Source organism: Spiroplasma endosymbiont of Clivina fossor, assembly GCF_964031115.1.
Taxonomy (GTDB): domain Bacteria; phylum Bacillota_I; class Bacilli_A; order Mycoplasmatales; family Nriv7; genus Nriv7.
The window spans coordinates 209,202-227,776 of sequence record NZ_OZ035006.1; the positions used below are offsets into that span (position 1 = coordinate 209,202).

An 18,575-nucleotide genomic window follows, 5' to 3' on the forward strand; every position below is an offset into this window, starting at 1 on the left:
ATCATATTATTGAATTTTTACACAATAGACTTCTTGCAAAATTAATATGATAATTATAATTTTTAAATTTAAAATAAATATAAAAGTGTTATTAAAATAATTTTTAGATTATTTTTACAAATATTTTGTCATTAAAACATAATAAAAATTATTATTTACAATAAAAAAAGACTGAAATTTTAAATTATCAAATATATTTAAACTAATAGTTGTAAATTATAAATTGAAGCTATTAAATTAAATCTTAAAGCAAATCTTTTTCTACGATTTCGATATTTTTCACTAATAATTTTAAATTTTTTAAGTATAGCAAAAACATTTTCAATAACAATTCTCATTTTTGAAATTCGCTCATTATTTTGCTTTTCTTCTTTATTTAAAGGGTTTTTCTTTGATTTTCTTTTAGGAATTAAAACATTATGATTAATTTTTTGTATGCCTTGATAACCTAAATCCACTAAAACAGTTGTTTCTGGTAAAAATTTAATTTTTGAATCTTTTAAAATTTTAAAGTCATGGTTTTTACCATAAGAAAAATCAGAACTAATAATTTTTTTACTAGACTTCTTGCAAAATTAATTTAAAATATAATTGAATTGTTGTTTTTAATAAAAAGGTGGAATTTAAATGAAATTTAAAAAAAATAATCAAATAAGTGATAAAAATTTTTTAAGATTAACTGGTATTAAACATACTACTTTTAATAAAATGCTAGAAATTTTAAAAATAGAAGAATTAAAAAAGAGATTTCGTCGCGGAAGAACCAATAAATTATCATTAGAAAATCGTATTTTAATGACTTTAGAATATTGAAGAGAATATAGAACTTATTTTCATATTGCAAAAAGTTATGATATTAGTGAAAGTAGTTGTTATAGAAATATCAAATGAATTGAAGACACTTTAATAAAACACCCTAATTTTCAACAACTTACTGGTCAAAAATCACTATTAAAAGATTATTTCAAAGATAAGACTGTTATAATTGATGTAACTGAAAGCCAAATCCAACGCCCAAAAAAAGACAAAAACAGCACTACTCAGGAAAAAAGAAAAAACACACAATAAAAACACAAGTTATAATTGAAAAAGATAGTAAAAAAATTATTAGTTCTGATTTTTCTTATGGTAAAAACCATGACTTTAAAATTTTAAAAGATTCAAAAATTAAATTTTTACCAGAAACAACTGTTTTAGTGGATTTAGGTTATCAAGGCATACAAAAAATTAATCATAATGTTTTAATTCCTAAAAGAAAATCAAAGAAAAACCCTTTAAATAAAGAAGAAAAGCAAAATAATGAGCGAATTTCAAAAATGAGAATTGTTATTGAAAATGTTTTTGCTATACTTAAAAAATTTAAAATTATTAGTGAAAAATATCGAAATCGTAGAAAAAGATTTGCTTTAAGATTTAATTTAATAGCTTCAATTTATAATTTACAACTATTAGTTTAAATATATTTGATAATTTAAAATTTCAGTCTTTTTTTATTGTAAATAATAATTTTTATTATGTTTTAATGACAAAATATTTGTAAAAATAATCTAAAAATTATTTTAATAACACTTTTATATTTATTTTAAATTTAAAAATTATAATTATCATATTAATTTTGCAAGAAGTCTAATATATAATATAAATAATTTGATAAAGGATGAAGTTATGCAACCAAAATATTTTTATGTTTCAACGCCAATATATTATCCGAATAATGAATTGCACTTAGGACACGCGTATACAACAGTTTTAAGTGATGTTTTAGCGCGTTATAAGAAACAACAAGGTTATGATGAAGTATTTTTTACTACTGGTAGTGATGAACACGGACAAAAAATTGCTAAAGCGGCACAATTAGCAAATATTACCCCCCAAGAATTTGTTGATGACATCGTTAATAAGTTTAAGGATTTATGAACAGCCTTACACATTGATTATTCTAAATTTATTAGAACTAGTAGTCAAGAACATACTATTGTTGTTGAAAAAATCTTTAATCAGTTATTAGCCCAAGAAGATATTTATTTAGATCAATATGAAGGCTGATATTGTATTGCTTGTGAAGAATTTGTTACTAAATCACAAATTTCTCGTGATAAGTTGCATTTGTTGTGTAATCAACAATTAAAGTTTTTACAAGAAGAAAGTTATTTTTTTAAAGTTTCAAAGTATCAAAAACAATTGTTAGCTTATTATCATCAACATCCTGACTTTATTTATCCCGAATCACGAATGAATGAAATGATTAATAATTTTTTAAGTCCGGGACTTCAAGATTTAAGTGTTACAAGAACAAGTTTTAATTGAGGGATTCCGGTTAAAGAAAATTCCAAACATATAATTTATGTTTGAATTGATGCTTTAAGCAATTATTTAAGTTCATTAGGTTATCTTTCATCAGATAATAGTGAATTTAATAAATATTGAGGAGAAAATAGTGAAATTGTGCAATTTTTAGGTAAAGAAATTACTAGATTTCATGCTATTTATTGACCAATCCTATTAATGGCATTAAATATTCGTTTACCTAATAAACTAATTAGTCATTCATGAATCACAATGAATGATGATAAAATGTCAAAATCAAAAGATAATAGTATTAATCCATTACAATTAATTAATGAGTATGGTAGTGATGCTTTACGATTTTTTCTTGTTAATGATTTACATATTACCAGAGATAGTAATTATAGCTTACAATTATTAATTGATTCTTATAATAGTAATTTAGTTAATAATTTAGGTAATTTATTATCAAGAACAATGACAATGACCGAAAAATATTTTAATAATGTTATTCCGCAGTATGTTCCTAGTACTAATGATTTAGATAAGGCATTAGAACAACACATTCATTTAACAATTGAAAGTTATGAAGCAAAAATGAATCAATATTTAATTAATGATGCTGTTAAAGCGGTAATTGAATTATTACATTATGCTAATAAATATATTGAAGAAAGAACTCCTTGAATATTATTTACTAATCATGATGTTAATTTAAGTAAAGTTATTAATAATTTATTACAAGTTTTAAAAGTAAGTGCGTATTTATTACAACCGATTTTAGTAACGAAAAGTATTAGACTTGGTACATAACCTTTAATTTTATCTACTATTTTGATAATATTATTTCCTAGGTGAAGTACAAATGTTAGATAAATACAAAGACGAAAACGAATTTTATAGTTTAATAGGCATAAAATATAAAACTTTCATGAAAATGGTAGAAATTTTAAAAGAAGGTGAAGCTAAACAAAAACAAATTGGTGGTAGACCAAATAAATTATCAATAGAGCAAAGATTACTTATGACTTTAGAATACTGAAAAGAATATAGTACATATCGTATTATTGCAAAAAAATATAATATTAGTCATGTTAGTTGTATTCGTAATATCTTTTGAGTTGAAAATACTCTAATAAAAAATAGTCACTTTCATATACCTGGCAAAAAGATATTATTAGAAAATAAGGGTACTACTAATAATTTATTAGCAATTGATGCTACAGAAATTCCAATTGAAAGAATTAAAAAAAACTAAAATTATTATTTTCTGGTAAGAAAAGGCAACATTCATTAAAATCGCAAATAATTATTGATTTATTTAACAATAAAATTATTTCAGTAGATTTTTGTTATGGCAGTACTCATGATTATAAGTTATTTTTAAAATCAAATACACTTATAAATCCAAAATTAGAATTAATTGCCGATTCAGGATATCAAGGTTTGCAAAATGTTCATAAAAATACATTATTGCCAATTAAAAAGAGTAAAAATAATCCTTTAAATCCAGATAAAAAGGAATATAATAGCTTTTTAAGTAAAGTTAGAATTGTCATTGAACATGTTTTTGCTAGATTAAAAAGATTTAAAATACTAGTTTATCGTTATCGCAATAAGATTAGAAGATTTGGATTACGATTTAACTTAATTTCAGGAATATATAATTTTGAATTAAGCTAGTTATAGTTATGTACCAAGTCTATTGTTATTTTTCAACAATTAAATATTAATTACGAACAGTTAAATTTTACAAATTTAACTAATTTTCATGATTTAGATAATGTTAAAATTAATTTGAAACAGATATTATTTCCGCGAATAAATAATAGTTAATTATTTTTAATTTAAAGGAGGATATTTTATGAAAATTACTAAAGATGCTAATAAATGATGGTTTATTTATGAAATCGTAATTGCAGTTTTTACATTATCAGTTTTAATTTTTGGTTATGTTGAACATTTAATAACTAAAACTTGAATGCGAAGTATTGATGAACCTTTTTCTTATATGGGTTTTCAAGGTCAATATTTTAGTTATTTTACAATTCAAAGTAATATTATTGTTTTTGTGTGATTTCTATTAGCAGCAATTTATCATTTTAAAAGTGATAAACCAGTAATTTTAAAGCAAGGTGGTTTAATTGTCATCTCATTATATATTTCTATTACTTTTATAACATATATGACAATGATGCTTCCTTTTGCGGCGACAACAATGACACGGACGCATAAAGTTTTGTTAGGTGGGAAAATATTTGAATAAGTATTAAGACAGTCAGTAATGATTGTCTTTTTATTTTATAAGGTGTTAAAAATTTGTTCTTTGAAAATTAAATACAAGTGAATTAATAATGTTGGTATGTATTAAGACACGATAAATTGTGGGTGGTCGCCATAACCAAAAGAAGTTTACCAGTTAATAGATAATACCCTATTAGCTATAGCAATTTGTTTCGTTTTGCAATAAAAAAATGAATGGGTGGATTTCCTAAAAATATACACGCTATTAAATTAGTTCCAAGGGCAGGATGCGGATGTTAAAGTGTAGAAATTTCTTTTAATTTTGTCGAAAACTCTTGATAAAATAAAAAAAATCATCAACTTGATAATTTTAAAAGGCTTTTATGTAAAATTATTATTTTTACTTTAACTTTTTTATACATTAAAATATAATACCGTTGTTTGTTTTTGGAGTTAAACCCTTATGTTGGTATTTTCATTTTCAGAGATTTAAATAATTTTGAATATTAGTAAAACCTAAACCATGATAATGAATTAAGGCTTCTTTAAGACTAGATTGTAATTTACTGATTTTATTTAAGTTACGATAACTAGCTTCAGGATTAATTGTTGTTTTAGTTACACATAAAGTAGAATTTGTTTGTTTTGCTACTAAAAAATATAATTTTTGCATATCGGAAGTAATAATTGAATTTTCGTTAATTAATTCTTTGTTCATATTTTCAATAACTCATTGTTTTTGTAAACGTTTGGTGTTTGTGGATTTAACATAAATATTGTTATTATTATCAATTGCCATTTGAATACAGCATTTAGTATTAGTTGCGAATGGGTTCAAGGTGAATTCTTCGTGGATCAGTTTTATATTTGAAATTTCCTTTATGGATTTCTTTAATAAATGTTTCATCGATTTGGATTTTACCAGATAATTTTTTAAATTTTAATTGGGTATTTTCTAATTGTTTTGGTTTCATTAATTTTTGACGATTATATCAAGCAGTTTTTAATGTAGTTTTAATAAAACGAGAAATTGTTTTACTAGATTGCCCCAGCAATGAAATTTGAATCAATAAATTTCATTGTTCATAATTTAAATGACTTCAATAAATAAAATGATTACGAAAAGCGTCAAAACTTGCACAGCAATTTTTACATAAATATTTTTGTTTTCCTTCTGAATTATGTCCATTTTTAACGCAATGGTAAGATTCACATTTAGGGCATTTAATACCTTGCGCTCTAAATTTTTGATCAATTTCATTTAAACGTTTTTGTTTTTTTATTAATTCTGCTTGTTGTTTGACTTTTTCATAAAATTCTAAAAATTGATCATCTGTTAAAGTATTTACTAGTTCTTGAATTATTTTTTCCATAATTATTATCCACCTCTATCATATTAAAAATATACCTAAAATTAAGTATATTCAATAAATATCAAGAGTTTTCGACAAAATTAAAAAATAATTTCAATTAATCAAAAAGAAAATGAAACCAAATTAATTAAGGGACAAGAATTATTAAGCTTCTTCATTGCCGAAAAAGAAAACAACAAAAAAGATATAAATTATAACTATTTTTAAAGGAGTTTAAAAATGAATATTGCGATTGGATTAATATTTAATTATTATCAGCATCATGCTATTGGCATATTTTGCTTATAAAATTTATGCCAAAATAAAAATTAGAATTAAATATAAAAATGCCATTAAAAATAATATTGGTAATTTCATGAAAGACGAAAAAGTATTTATTGCCCGCTTTGAAGAATGAGTTAAAGCTCCTAATTCAAAAGAAAATAACGCGGATAAAAAATAATGTTTTGAAAAATTATCATGGAATTCTTAAAACTGTTTGTTCCGATAGAAAAAATGCCCGCACAAGTTGCGTTTATTGCCGGATTAATTATTATCATTACTTTTCTTTTCGCATTAATTTCAATTATGTATTTACCAATAAAAATGATTTTTGGGAGATAAAAAATGACGGTAAATTTAAAAGAATTTAATTGAGAACAAATTAAACAAACTTTCTGAGATTTATTTATTAGACTTGGTACATAACTATAACTAGCTTAATTCAAAATTATATATTCCTGAAATTAAGTTAAATCGTAATCCAAATCTTCTAATCTTATTGCGATAACGATAAACTAGTATTTTAAATCTTTTTAATCTAGCAAAAACATGTTCAATGACAATTCTAACTTTACTTAAAAAGCTATTATATTCCTTTTTATCTGGATTTAAAGGATTATTTTTACTCTTTTTAATTGGCAATAATGTATTTTTATGAACATTTTGCAAACCTTGATATCCTGAATCGGCAATTAATTCTAATTTTGGATTTATAAGTGTATTTGATTTTAAAAATAACTTATAATCATGAGTACTGCCATAACAAAAATCTACTGAAATAATTTTATTGTTAAATAAATCAATAATTATTTGCGATTTTAATGAATGTTGCCTTTTCTTACCAGAAAATAATAATTTTAGTTTTTTTTAATTCTTTCAATTGGAATTTCTGTAGCATCAATTGCTAATAAATTATTAGTAGTACCCTTATTTTCTAATAATATCTTTTTGCCAGGTATATGAAAGTGACTATTTTTTATTAGAGTATTTTCAACTCAAAAGATATTACGAATACAACTAACATGACTAATATTATATTTTTTTGCAATAATACGATATGTACTATATTCTTTTCAGTATTCTAAAGTCATAAGTAATCTTTGCTCTATTGATAATTTATTTGGTCTACCACCAATTTGTTTTTGTTTAGCTTCACCTTCTTTTAAAATTTCTACCATTTTCATGAAAGTTTTATATTTTATGCCTATTAAACTATAAAATTCGTTTTCGTCTTTGTATTTATCTAACATTTGTACTTCACCTAGGAAATAATATTATCAAAATAGTAGATAAAATTAAAGGTTATGTACCAAGTCTAATGTATAAAAAAGTTAAAGTAAAAATAGTAATTTTACATAAAAGCCTTTTAAAATTATCAAGTTGATGATTTTTTTTATTTTATCAAGAGTTTTCGACAAAATTAAAAATTTTTTATTAGACTTCTTGCAAAATTAATTTAAAATATAATTGAATTGTTGTTTTTAATAAAAAGGTGGAATTTAAATGAAATTTAAAAAAAATAATCAAATAAGTGATAAAAATTTTTTAAGATTAACTGGTATTAAACATACTACTTTTAATAAAATGCTAGAAATTTTAAAAATAGAAGAATTAAAAAAGAGATTTCGTCGCGGAAGAACCAATAAATTATCATTAGAAAATCGTATTTTAATGACTTTAGAATACTGAAAAGAATATAGTACATATCGTATTATTGCAAAAAGTTATGATATTAGTGAAAGTAGTTGTTATAGAAATATCAAATGAATTGAAGACACTTTAATAAAACACCCTAATTTTCAACAACTTACTGGTCAAAAATCACTATTAAAAGATTATTTCAAAGATAAGACTGTTATAATTGATGTAACTGAAAGCCAAATCCAACGCCCAAAAAAAGACAAAAACAGCACTACTCAGGAAAAAAGAAAAAACACACAATAAAAACACAAGTTATAATTGAAAAAGATAGTAAAAAAATTATTAGTTCTGATTTTTCTTATGGTAAAAACCATGACTTTAAAATTTTAAAAGATTCAAAAATTAAATTTTTACCAGAAACAACTGTTTTAGTGGATTTAGGTTATCAAGGCATACAAAAAATTAATCATAATGTTTTAATTCCTAAAAGAAAATCAAAGAAAAACCCTTTAAATAAAGAAGAAAAGCAAAATAATGAGCGAATTTCAAAAATGAGAATTGTTATTGAAAATGTTTTTGCTATACTTAAAAAATTTAAAATTATTAGTGAAAAATATCGAAATCGTAGAAAAAGATTTGCTTTAAGATTTAATTTAATAGCTTCAATTTATAATTTACAACTATTAGTTTAAATATATTTGATAATTTAAAATTTCAGTCTTTTTTTATTGTAAATAATAATTTTTATTATGTTTTAATGACAAAATATTTGTAAAAATAATCTAAAAATTATTTTAATAACACTTTTATATTTATTTTAAATTTAAAAATTATAATTATCATATTAATTTTGCAAGAAGTCTATTATATTACATCATTTCTTTATATAATTAAATTATGCATACCCTAAGGAGGACCAATATGGAAGTAAAAATGAAAGGAAAACCTTTACAATTAATTAAAGAACCAATTAAAATTGGTGAAACTCTTAATTTTATCGCCACTAATCTTAATATGTCAGACTTTAAAATAACTGACATCGTCAATAAAAAGAAAGTAATCTCAGTCGTCCCCAGTGTTGACACTAACACTTGTTTAATCCAAACTAAACATATGAACAAAAATATTAGTAAACTAGAAAATATGCAACTAATTACAATTTCAAGAGACCTACCCTTCGCCCAAAATAGAGCTTGTGAGAGTTTTAAAGACAATAATCACATCCTTATATCTGACTACAAATACCGTGATTTCGGCATTAAAACCGGTTTAGTAATCCAAAAACTAGAACTTTTAGCAAGAACCTTATTAGTCTTAGATGAAAATAACATCATTATCTACATTGATATTAACGAAGAAACATCAGTGGAACCGAATTACGCTAAACTATGAGACTTTTTAAACAAATAATCACATATGTTGCAACAAAAAACACACTTTGTATAAAGTGTGTTTTATTTATTATTAATTTATATAATATAAGGGACTGTACAATTAACTGTGTCTTTAAGTAATTAACTTAAATTCACTCTGTCCTCAAATTTTATCATTAAATGTGAAATTGCACTACCCCAATTTTGAATTGGCATCGTTCATTTCTTAACCATATTTTGAAATGCTAAATAAAATATTTTAAAAACTGATGCGTCATTAGAAAAAATCTTTTTATTTGTAATATACCACAGACTTATGACAAGCACAAGCAGTTTTTTTAAAAGGGTCGCGTTTAGTTTTCTTAGGTATTGCTTTGAAGAAGTAAAACAATCAGCTAATTTATATTATTTAATTACTAAACTAACCCTGCCTTTCTTGTTATTGTCATCTTTATTCGCTATGATTTTATCATATTATTGAATTTTTACACAACAAAAAATTATTAATTTTATTAAATTTTCACTAATTATCTAAATTTATGTTTTCTATATTTATTCGTATATACAATACTGCCCTTATTAATTCAACTATCATCATTTTTCTTATTATATTTATTTCATAATGAAGTTTTATATATTTCTTTTCTGATTTCTATTTCTGAATTAATATTTTCATTAATGTAATGTAATACATTTAATTTGTTTAAATTTGCCATTCTTAAATGTAATAAGTTATTTAAATTCTTATGATTATATATTTTTGCTCCATATCCTAATTGTTGTTTTACCAAATGCGATACATCACTTTCAATGCTACAACCGATATTTCATTCTAAATTTTGATTATTAATACCTTGTTTATTATTACTGAAATAATTACTCGCCTTTCTTAAATTTGTTTTAATATCTTTATTTAATTCATTTTTAGCAACATTACGAATGTTTTTGATTAATTCTTGATGATTTCCATCTTTATATAATTTAATTCAACTATTTAATGTTACTTTGCGATTTTCAAAAATAATATTAAATGCAGTTTGTTTTAATTTTTTAATAGCGTGATAACCATCTAAAATATATCTAACATTACCAAAACTGTTGGCAATTTCTCTAATTCAAGTATCACCATCACCACAAACAATTATTTTGTCATAATTAATATTCGTATAATGTTTTTGTAATTCTTTAATTAATGAATCACGATAGTCCATCGTATTTATTCGTTTACCAACTTTTAACATTAGAAAATGACCTCGTTTGTTTTCTAATTCTCTACGAGCGTTTTTGTAATTTTTTTCTTTATGTCCGGTATGAAAAGTAACTAAACGAATTCTTTGGTCTTGTTTAACTTTATGATCTAATGTCGCTAAAAATGTCTCATCTAGTTGAATATATAAATCCTTATTTTTGACATCAATTCTAGTTTTAGTTTCTTTTTCTGCTAGTTGAAAATATTCAGCAATATCATATTTATTTAAAATACTTGAAATACTAGCTTTTGAAATATAACAATGATTTAGAGCATCTAAAACATCGCGATAGCGTTTACCATCACCTAAAAGACTTAAAACTTTAAATTGAACATCAAAATAAATGCGTTGTTTGGGCAATAAACCAATTTCTTTATCTAACAAACATACATATTCAAATTTACCTGATTTTTGATTTCAATATTTATATCGGCGTCGTTTAAAAGTAACATCACCAAAAATTGTAATAATTGTTCTTGTTGCAAAATGAACTACTTTATAACCTTGTTTTAAGCGATAATGATATTTATATAAGTACTCATCTAATTTTTCGTATTCATTAGCTAGTTGCTCGCATTTGTTGGTGTACATATTTTTATGGGTTGTAAATAAGCTGAATCAATGTTTATTTTCTGGAGTTTTTACATTATTATTAATTTTTAACATAATAAATTACCTTTCTAGGTAGAGTAATTTTAACAAAGTTAAATTTAGTCATGCTTATTTTTCTTTTTTAAAGATAAATGTTTTTCTAGAATTATTATTCAATATTTTGAAAAAATGATAGAAATTCTTATTTGATGATTTATAATTAATTTGTATTAATTAAATTTTATAATTTTAAGGAAGGGTCAAGCGGTTACTATAAAAATTTATTAATTAGTAAAAATTCACGAAAAGGATTTGATTAATATGAAAAAATTACTAGAAATTTTAGGAACAATAACAATAGCAAGTAGTGGAATATCGGGAATTGTTGCCAATAGTCCTTATCCAACACAAGAACAACAAATTAAATTAGAAAACATAAATTATAAAAGACAAAAACGAAGCAATGATGAAAATAATAAAATAAATATTTTAGAAAATTTAAATAGAGCTAAAAGAGAAGATAATAATTTTAAAATTAAAAATAATATTTACTACATTAATCGTCAAAATTATGTTATTAATAAAGAAACAATTCCGTATCCGGTAACAACGATGTATACATTTGCCAAGGATGAATATGGCCGTAAAATTGGTGATATTTATTTTGGAACCACAAATGGTCTTTATTTACGAAAAGCTGGCGAGTCAACAACAACAAAAATTGCTGGTATTGATGGTGAAGTAAAAATAATTTATTTTCAAGATGATGGTTTTAATAGTGTACAAGTAGTTACAAAAACAAATGAAAATGAAAATAATCTTTATTATCTTAATGGTCAAAATTATGTTAATAAAGAAAGTAATCCACCCCACCCAATAACATCAATGTATTGATTTGATAAAGATGAAGGTGGTCGCAAGATTGGTCATATTTATTTTGGAACCACAAATGGTCTTTATTTACGAAAAGCTGGCGAGTCAACAACAACAAAAATTGCTGGTATTGATGGTGAAGTAAAAATAATTCAATCTTATATTGATAAAAATAATAGCGCACATATTATAACAACCGATGATAATGCTTATTATCTTAATGGTAATGAAGGTTATGTTAATAAAGAAATTAATATTCCTTATCCAATAACAACAATTTATATTTTTACAAAAAATGAATATGGTCGTAAAATTGGTGATATTTATTTTGGAACCACAAATGGTCTTTATTTACGAAAAGCTGGCGAGTCAACAACAACAAAAATTGCTGGTATTGATGGTGAAGTAAAAATAATTTATTTTCAAGATGATGGTTTTAATAGTGTACAAGTAGTTACAAAAACAAATGAAAATGAAAATAATCTTTATTATCTTAATGGTCAAAATTATGTTAATAAAGAAAGTAATCCACCCCACCCAATAACATCAATGTATTGATTTGATAAAGATGAAGGTGGTCGCAAGATTGGTCATATTTATTTTGGAACCACAAATGGTCTTTATTTACGAAAAGCTGGCGAGTCAACAACAACAAAAATTGCTGGTATTGATAGCGAAGTAACATTAATATACACAGTTGATAATAATATTTATATTTTAACAAGAGAAAATAATTTAAGTAAAATTATTTTAAATTTTAATTTAAATATTAATTTTAATTTAAATATTAATAATAATGTAGTTATTTTAAATGAATTAAATTATTTAAATCCTGATTTAGATATAGCACAATTAGAAATTATTAATAAAACAGATACATCAGCTACAATTAAAGCAAAAGACAATGGTAAATATTTTGGTGAAGTTACTGTTAATTATAAAATTAAAAATAAAGATGAAATTAGTGCCATTAATTTAAATGAATTGCTTAAAAAAGCATTATTTTTTAAATTTCAAGATGAAAATCCAAATTTAAAATTTAAGGAAATAAATTATATTGATACTAATAATTTAAATTTTTCAGATATTGAAATAACAAAAAAAGAAAATTCATTTTTATGATCTAATGTTCCTAAAAATGTGTGTTCTGATAGAGAAATTATCAATAAAACTCCAAATACAAGATCATTTAATGTACCTGCTTGTGAATATAATTCAAAATCAAAATTAGTATTTCAAATTACAACAGGATTAACTAAAACAAAACAAGAAAATAAATTAAATGGTTGAAACATAAATTCTGATGATGAAATGAAATTAACAGATTTTACAAATATAAATAATAAAAATTCTGAAATCATTAATGTATTATCAAATGAATTTGATTTATCAAACACAAATAAACAAGAACAAGAAATGATTTTAAGTATTTTTAAGGAACCCGCTGATAAATTTGAACTTAATCCCAATGAAAAATTAAAAATTACTTATCCAGTAAGAATAATTACATCTAAAGTTATATTAAATTTAAAACAAAAAATTACAGGAAATATTACTGCCAAAATAATTGATGATAACAATAAAGAACAAATAATTACATTATCAATTACAGAAGTAATGAAAATTTTACAAAAATATAGTTTATTACCCAATGAAATTATTATAGATAAAAACAATGATAAAATAACATTTAACGGTGAAGCATTTTTTTCATCAGAAAGAGAAGGGCCGGTAAAAACAAATACAGTTACTACTATAGTATAAGGTTTTATAAAAACGATATTAGCTATTTAGGGACTGTACAATTAACTGTGTCTCTAAGTAATTAACTTAAATTCACTCTGTCCTCAAATTTTATCATTAAATGTGAAATTGCACTACCCCAATTTTGAATTGGCATCGTTCATTTCTTAACCATATTTTGAAATGCTAAATAAAATATTTTAAAAACTGATGCGTCATTAGGAAAAATCTTTTTATTCTTAATGACTTTTCTTAATTGACTATTAACAGATTCAATCGCATTAGTTGTGTAAATAATTCTTCTAAATTCCTGAGGATATTCAAGAAAAATTATTAAATTATTTCAGTTATTTTTTCATGATTTAGTAATTTGTGGATACTTTTTATTTCATTTTTCAGAAAAATGATCTAAAGCAATTAACGCTATTTCTTCATTAATTGCTGTATAAATTGATTTTAAATCATTAGCTACAAGTTTGCGATCTTTGTAAGGAACAAATTTTAAACTATTGCGAATTTGATGAACAATGCATAATTGATGCTGTGTTTTTGGGAAAACAGCTTCTATTGCATCAGACATCCCAGTTAAATTATCACTACAAGCAACAAGAATATCTTGTAACCCACGATTTTTCATTTCCGTAAGATTATTAAGTCAAAATTTGGCTCCCTCATTCTCACTAATTCACATTCCTAAAATATCTTTTAAACCATCTAAATTAATTCCTAAGGCAAGATAAACTGCTTTATTTATTATTCGTTTATCTTGCTTTACTTTAACAACAATACAATCAAAATAAACAATCGGATAAATCTTCTCTAAAGGTTTAGTTTGTCACATTTTAACTTCTTCAATAACATCATCAGTTATTTGACTAATTAAACTTTCTGAAATTTCTGCTCCGTGATAGAATTCTTGCAATTGTGCTTTGATATCAGAAATTGTCATTCCTCTTGCATATAAAGAAATTACTTTTTGATCAAAGTTATCAAATCTTCTTTGTCTTTTCGGAATAATTACTGGTTCAAAAGTACTATTTCGATCTCTTGGTACATCAATTGCGATTGAACCATTTTTAGTAATAATGGTTTTTTGTGTGTTGCCATTTCTTTTATTATGATTCTCATCAGTTTCAAGATAATCTTTAATTTCCGTATTTAACATTCGTTCAGTTAATTTTTTGGTAAATTCCTGAAAAATAGTATTGCCTTTAAATAAATCTTGTGGATTATCAATATTTTCTAAAAAATAATCAACAACTTTATCAATTGCGTCAGGTTCTTTTTTTATTTTTTTTGTCATTTTCTGTTCTCCTTCTTTTAAGTATAATTCAGAATGAATTATCGAGACACAGAATTTTGGACAGGCTCGCTATTTAGAACAATAACTTTAATTGGAGCAAGTACACCATGTTTAATTTCTTGTGAAAAATAAGAAAAATATTCAAACCAGTAATTTTAATTAATTACTGGTTTCTTATTTTATTAAAATATAAAAAATGAAAAGTTGCTTAGTTGTTTAAGAGTATTGTCATCATAGACAACCACCTTTTAGGGTAGTAATTTTAACAGTTTTTAAATTTAGTTAACTTATTTTTCTGTTTTAATGATAAATGTTTTTCTAGGATTTATTTCTATTCTATATCCGCTTGAGTGATCATAGTAATTTATTGTCATTTCTAATTGGATAAACTTTTGGATTTTGTATGTTTTTCTATTGTTATTTTGGTTAATTATTTTGCCATATTTTCCTGTTAAATCTTCAATATTTTTTCTTATTTCATTGTTTTTTAAAAAAGCAGGAGTTATAAATTCAAGTTTATCATTTGTTGGTTTTGGTCTTTCTTTAAGTACTTTTTCAAGATTTTTTTTATTTATACTTATAGGAACTTTTATTATTATTTTTAATTCATCATGATGTTGTTGAATATTCTCAATTTCAACTTCTTTTAAATTTTCAAGTTTAACTTCTTTTTCATAAATTTGATTTTTAATCATTGGTGGTGTTATTGATTTATTTGTTTTATTATTACAACCAGTTATGAATAATGTTGCTAATTCCAAGAGAGTTAGTATATTTAAAAATTTCATAATTTTAACTTCTTTATTTTTTTCTATATATATATATTACACGAAAATCCTTAAAATCATTAGAAAAATGGCAAAACCGATTAAAAATTGGAAGGTATAGTAAAAAGCTGGTACTGTTTTAAAAACTGGAAAAATATCGGTTGAAAAATTAACTGTTGCTTTTGCAATAATTGCTAATGGTCGTAAAATCGTGATGATTTGTGAAGCGGTGAGTATTCAGTTTATCATTTTGATACCAGCATTTTGAATGGCACAACCAATATCATTAAATGTTGGTATTCATCGTCCCGAATATTTGCAATTTGCTGGTGGAATTAAATCGTCTCATTCACTATTATTTGAACCATCAGGGATAAAGGCTGTTGAATTTAATACATTAAAGTCATAAATTTTAAAATTGTAGTTAGAAATATTACCTTTGTGATAAAGTGGAAAAGTTAAGGTAAAAATATTAATACCATAACGAATATCAATATCGGTATTGAGATAATTAATACTGTTAGCAGTCTTGCTGGTTGGCAAGGTAATTAGTTTATTGTCGTAAGATTTAAGGACATTAAAATCAATTTGATAAATACTATTGGTGTTGTTAATAGCATTGTAATTATCTTGGTGCATTTTTTTGTCAAAAGTAAAGAAATAACTTCTTAGTAATAATTCTGAGTTTCCTATAATATTTACTAAGTATTTTTTGGGATAAAAGGTAATTAATGAACGATAAAAGAAACCTATTTGAATAAAGTAATCCTTCTTATAGTTTTCTATACCCTTAAAATCAATTTCGGTATGAGTTTTTTCGTCCATATCAAAAGTCGCATAAAATAAACTAGCAAAGAAATTGCCAAGAATTTCATAGATTTCATCAAAAACATTTTTGTAATCGCTGTTGTTAATACTAGGAATGTTATTTTTAAAATATAGGTAAATATCATTTTTTAAATCGGGGTCATAGCGTAGAAAACTAAATCTAACATTGAGGTAATTTAAGGTACCAAAAAGATACTTAATTAGGTAATAATCGTTAGTACTTTTGGTATCATATTTTCAGATTTCACTTTCACCGCGTAATAATTGTAAATAGTTATTACTCGCAACTAATGTTTTATTAAAAGCTTTAATTTTTAAAACATTATTATTAATTTCGCCTGTACTACTAGAACTTTTGTGATAAAAATAGCTCTCGTCTTTAAAGCCGTGATTTTTAATCGTAAATTCTTTGTAATAACCTTTTTCTAAGGTGTCAATGAAATTAAATACTGGTGTTCAATAAAGATAAGAATAATTGAATTTGTCAAAATCACCGCGATGAATCATTAAATAATCAAGATTATCAACAACATCGTTATAGTTATGGTTTCCATCAAATTTTTTGGTTATTTCTGGCAAATCAATGTCGGTTGTATCTTTTTCTGTTTTAATGATAAATGTTTTTCTAGGACTTATTTCTATTCTATATCCGCTTGAGTGATCATAATAATTTATTGTCATTTCTAATTGGATAAACTTTTGGATTTTGTATGTTTTTCTATTGTTATTTTGGTTAATTATTTTGCCATATTTTCCTGTTAAATCTTCAATATTTTTTCTTATTTCATTGTTTTTTGAAAAAGCAGGAGTTATAAATTCAAGTTTATCATTTGTTGGTTTTGGTCTTTCTTTAAGTACTTCTTCAAGATTTTTTTTATTTATATTTATAGGAACTTTTATTATTATTTTTAATTCATCATGATGCTGTTGAATATTCTCAATTTCAACTTCTTTTAAATTTTCAAGTTTAACTTCTTTTTCGTAAATTTGGTTATTTTGTCTTTTGTTTCTAATTAGTGATTGTGTTGTTATTTCGTCATTATTAATATTTTGGGGAATGGTAAAAATGTTATTGAAACTAATAATTAACACGGTAAATATTTTCATAAACATTTTTATCACTCCTTTTTAAAATATTTTATTTTTCATTGTTCTTTTGGTTTTGATTTTTTTAATAAGTCACTCAATGCTACAGTTTATAACTACTGCTATTGTAATGCATATATCTAAATATCCTAGTATCATAAGTGAAATTAATACTTCAAATTTTTCATATAATAATTTCAAATCATTAGTTTCCAATTTTAAAAATGGAATAAAAAATATAATAATCATAAAAATGTAAGGTAAAATTCTCCATCAATATTTTTTTAAAGAATTAATTAGTTTGTTTGATTTCATTTTTTAAGGTTCTTTTTGCTTTAATTTTTTGAATAGTAAAGCGGATGAATTTTTCAAATTTAATTGCAAAATATATTGCTCCGCCTCATCAAAAAACAAATATTCCTGCTAGCATAATACCACTATTGAACTTGCCAAAGAAATCAACCATCTCTTTATTCATAAACTCATTAAATTCGTTACTTGTTCCAGTTATTCATTTAGTATCAATTGCTGTTAATGCACAAAGTAATAAGCTTATAAAAATGAAAATGATACTTAATAATATTTTTAACCACTGATTTTTAAAAGAATTTTTAATTCTTAATTTTAATGATATTTTTTCTTTTGAATTATATTTTTTAAATAATTTTCCTAAAAGTTTTTTCATTTTAATTTTCCTTTCATATTTTTATCGTACTTTAATCACAATAAATAAAGCAATAAGTACACAAGTTACACCAAGAATGGTAAAGATTGGATGTTGCGAAAATGTTCGTGCCATTGGTTTAAATAGTTCTAAAATTGTTAAATTGCTAGTAATAAATTTTTGGAAATTGGTAAGACCTTCGCTAATGTAGTTCGTTAAAGTTTCAAAATGACTACCAGCTAAAAGTCCAAGAACAGTTATTAAGATAAAAATAATAATTAGTTTAAACATC

Annotated in this window: 21 protein-coding genes and 2 pseudogenes; 11 read left to right on the forward strand and 12 right to left on the reverse strand. The window is 23.6% G+C overall.

Annotated features, from left to right (window positions below):
* Positions 1-197: 197 nt before the first annotated feature.
* Positions 198-557 (reverse strand): annotated as a pseudogene (locus AAHM82_RS01430) (transposase family protein); the annotation flags it as partial.
* Between the two features lie 70 nt (positions 558-627).
* Here AAHM82_RS01430 and AAHM82_RS12625 point away from each other — a divergent pair.
* The 6 genes from AAHM82_RS12625 (at position 628) to AAHM82_RS01455 (ending at position 4,552) form a co-directional block, all read left to right on the forward strand.
* Positions 628-1,068 carry a transposase family protein gene (locus tag AAHM82_RS12625; RefSeq protein ID WP_342263396.1) on the forward strand — a complete coding sequence of 147 codons (441 nt, stop codon included), beginning with the start codon at positions 628-630 and terminating at the stop codon, positions 1,066-1,068.
* Complete coding sequence (locus tag AAHM82_RS12630) at positions 1,065-1,457, forward strand: transposase family protein (RefSeq protein WP_342264845.1); 393 nt, start codon at positions 1,065-1,067, stop codon at positions 1,455-1,457. Before AAHM82_RS12625 ends, AAHM82_RS12630 begins: the two co-directional genes overlap by 4 nt.
* A gap of 208 nt (positions 1,458-1,665) precedes the next feature.
* The gene (metG, locus tag AAHM82_RS01440) at positions 1,666-3,099 is read left to right on the forward strand and encodes a methionine--tRNA ligase (protein WP_342264319.1); all 1,434 of its coding nucleotides are present in this window, start codon (positions 1,666-1,668) and stop codon (positions 3,097-3,099) included.
* A gap of 52 nt (positions 3,100-3,151) precedes the next feature.
* Positions 3,152-3,544, forward strand: coding sequence for a transposase family protein (locus AAHM82_RS01445; RefSeq protein ID WP_342263426.1), 393 nt, complete (start codon positions 3,152-3,154; stop codon positions 3,542-3,544).
* A 5-nt stretch (positions 3,545-3,549) separates the two neighbouring features.
* Positions 3,550-3,969: a transposase family protein gene (locus AAHM82_RS01450; RefSeq protein ID WP_342264846.1), complete on the forward strand. Its 420-nt coding sequence runs from the start codon at positions 3,550-3,552 to the stop codon at positions 3,967-3,969.
* Positions 3,970-4,150: 181 nt separating this feature from the next.
* On the forward strand, positions 4,151-4,552 hold the full coding sequence (locus tag AAHM82_RS01455) for a hypothetical protein (protein WP_342264320.1): 402 nt from the start codon (positions 4,151-4,153) through the stop codon (positions 4,550-4,552).
* Positions 4,553-4,951: 399 nt separating this feature from the next.
* Here the strand turns inward: AAHM82_RS01455 and AAHM82_RS01460 are convergent, their stop codons facing one another.
* Together AAHM82_RS01460 and AAHM82_RS01465 are read right to left on the reverse strand one after the other, a co-directional pair.
* Entirely contained in the window at positions 4,952-5,368 is a 417-nt protein-coding gene (locus AAHM82_RS01460; RefSeq protein ID WP_342264321.1) for a hypothetical protein, read from the reverse strand.
* Positions 5,349-5,903 (reverse strand): IS1/IS1595 family N-terminal zinc-binding domain-containing protein, encoded by a 555-nt coding sequence (locus AAHM82_RS01465; protein ID WP_342264322.1) that lies wholly within the window; start codon positions 5,901-5,903, stop codon positions 5,349-5,351. Before AAHM82_RS01465 ends, AAHM82_RS01460 begins: the two co-directional genes overlap by 20 nt.
* A 262-nt stretch (positions 5,904-6,165) precedes the next feature.
* Between AAHM82_RS01465 and AAHM82_RS01470 the strand changes: the two genes are divergently transcribed.
* A complete protein-coding gene (locus tag AAHM82_RS01470; RefSeq protein WP_342264323.1) occupies positions 6,166-6,345 on the forward strand; it encodes a hypothetical protein in 180 nt (59 codons plus the stop codon).
* 251 nt (positions 6,346-6,596) lie between these two features.
* Here the strand turns inward: AAHM82_RS01470 and AAHM82_RS01475 are convergent, their stop codons facing one another.
* Together AAHM82_RS01475 and AAHM82_RS01480 are read right to left on the reverse strand one after the other, a co-directional pair.
* Positions 6,597-7,019 carry a transposase family protein gene (locus tag AAHM82_RS01475; protein ID WP_342264877.1) on the reverse strand — a complete coding sequence of 141 codons (423 nt, stop codon included), beginning with the start codon at positions 7,017-7,019 and terminating at the stop codon, positions 6,597-6,599.
* Between the two features lie 2 nt (positions 7,020-7,021).
* Complete coding sequence (locus tag AAHM82_RS01480; RefSeq protein WP_342263426.1) at positions 7,022-7,414, reverse strand: transposase family protein; 393 nt, start codon at positions 7,412-7,414, stop codon at positions 7,022-7,024.
* A 253-nt stretch (positions 7,415-7,667) separates the two neighbouring features.
* Here AAHM82_RS01480 and AAHM82_RS12635 point away from each other — a divergent pair, with 253 nt between their 5' ends.
* From AAHM82_RS12635 to tpx, 3 genes are all read left to right on the forward strand, one after another.
* On the forward strand, positions 7,668-8,108 hold the full coding sequence (locus AAHM82_RS12635) for a helix-turn-helix domain-containing protein (protein WP_425288991.1): 441 nt from the start codon (positions 7,668-7,670) through the stop codon (positions 8,106-8,108).
* Entirely contained in the window at positions 8,105-8,497 is a 393-nt protein-coding gene (locus AAHM82_RS12640) for a transposase family protein (protein ID WP_342264845.1), read from the forward strand. Before AAHM82_RS12635 ends, AAHM82_RS12640 begins: the two co-directional genes overlap by 4 nt.
* Positions 8,498-8,726: 229 nt before the next feature.
* Positions 8,727-9,215 (forward strand): thiol peroxidase, encoded by a 489-nt coding sequence (tpx, locus tag AAHM82_RS01490; protein WP_342264307.1) that lies wholly within the window; start codon positions 8,727-8,729, stop codon positions 9,213-9,215.
* A gap of 104 nt (positions 9,216-9,319) precedes the next feature.
* Here the strand turns inward: tpx and AAHM82_RS01495 are convergent.
* Positions 9,320-9,481: pseudogene (locus AAHM82_RS01495) on the reverse strand (IS256 family transposase); the annotation flags it as partial.
* Between the two features lie 224 nt (positions 9,482-9,705).
* A complete protein-coding gene (locus tag AAHM82_RS01500) occupies positions 9,706-11,094 on the reverse strand; it encodes an Mbov_0401 family ICE element transposase-like protein (protein ID WP_342263885.1) in 1,389 nt (462 codons plus the stop codon).
* 246 nt (positions 11,095-11,340) lie between these two features.
* On the opposite strand from AAHM82_RS01500, the gene AAHM82_RS01505 reads away from it, so the two are divergent.
* Positions 11,341-13,656 (forward strand): hypothetical protein, encoded by a 2,316-nt coding sequence (locus AAHM82_RS01505; protein ID WP_342263886.1) that lies wholly within the window; start codon positions 11,341-11,343, stop codon positions 13,654-13,656.
* 61 nt (positions 13,657-13,717) lie between these two features.
* Here AAHM82_RS01505 and AAHM82_RS01510 read toward each other — a convergent pair whose 3' ends face one another.
* The 5 genes from AAHM82_RS01510 to AAHM82_RS01530 form a co-directional block, all read right to left on the reverse strand.
* Positions 13,718-14,938 carry an IS256 family transposase gene (locus tag AAHM82_RS01510; RefSeq protein ID WP_342263365.1) on the reverse strand — a complete coding sequence of 407 codons (1,221 nt, stop codon included), beginning with the start codon at positions 14,936-14,938 and terminating at the stop codon, positions 13,718-13,720.
* Between the two features lie 287 nt (positions 14,939-15,225).
* Complete coding sequence (locus AAHM82_RS01515; RefSeq protein WP_342262530.1) at positions 15,226-15,726, reverse strand: hypothetical protein; 501 nt, start codon at positions 15,724-15,726, stop codon at positions 15,226-15,228.
* Between the two features lie 36 nt (positions 15,727-15,762).
* On the reverse strand, positions 15,763-17,646 hold the full coding sequence (locus tag AAHM82_RS01520) for a hypothetical protein (protein WP_342263887.1): 1,884 nt from the start codon (positions 17,644-17,646) through the stop codon (positions 15,763-15,765).
* Positions 17,647-17,911: 265 nt separating this feature from the next.
* Positions 17,912-18,304, reverse strand: a complete 393-nt coding sequence (locus AAHM82_RS01525; protein WP_342263888.1) for a hypothetical protein — start codon at positions 18,302-18,304, stop codon at positions 17,912-17,914.
* 21 nt (positions 18,305-18,325) lie between these two features.
* Complete coding sequence (locus AAHM82_RS01530; protein ID WP_342263889.1) at positions 18,326-18,574, reverse strand: hypothetical protein; 249 nt, start codon at positions 18,572-18,574, stop codon at positions 18,326-18,328.
* Position 18,575 lies beyond the last annotated feature (1 nt).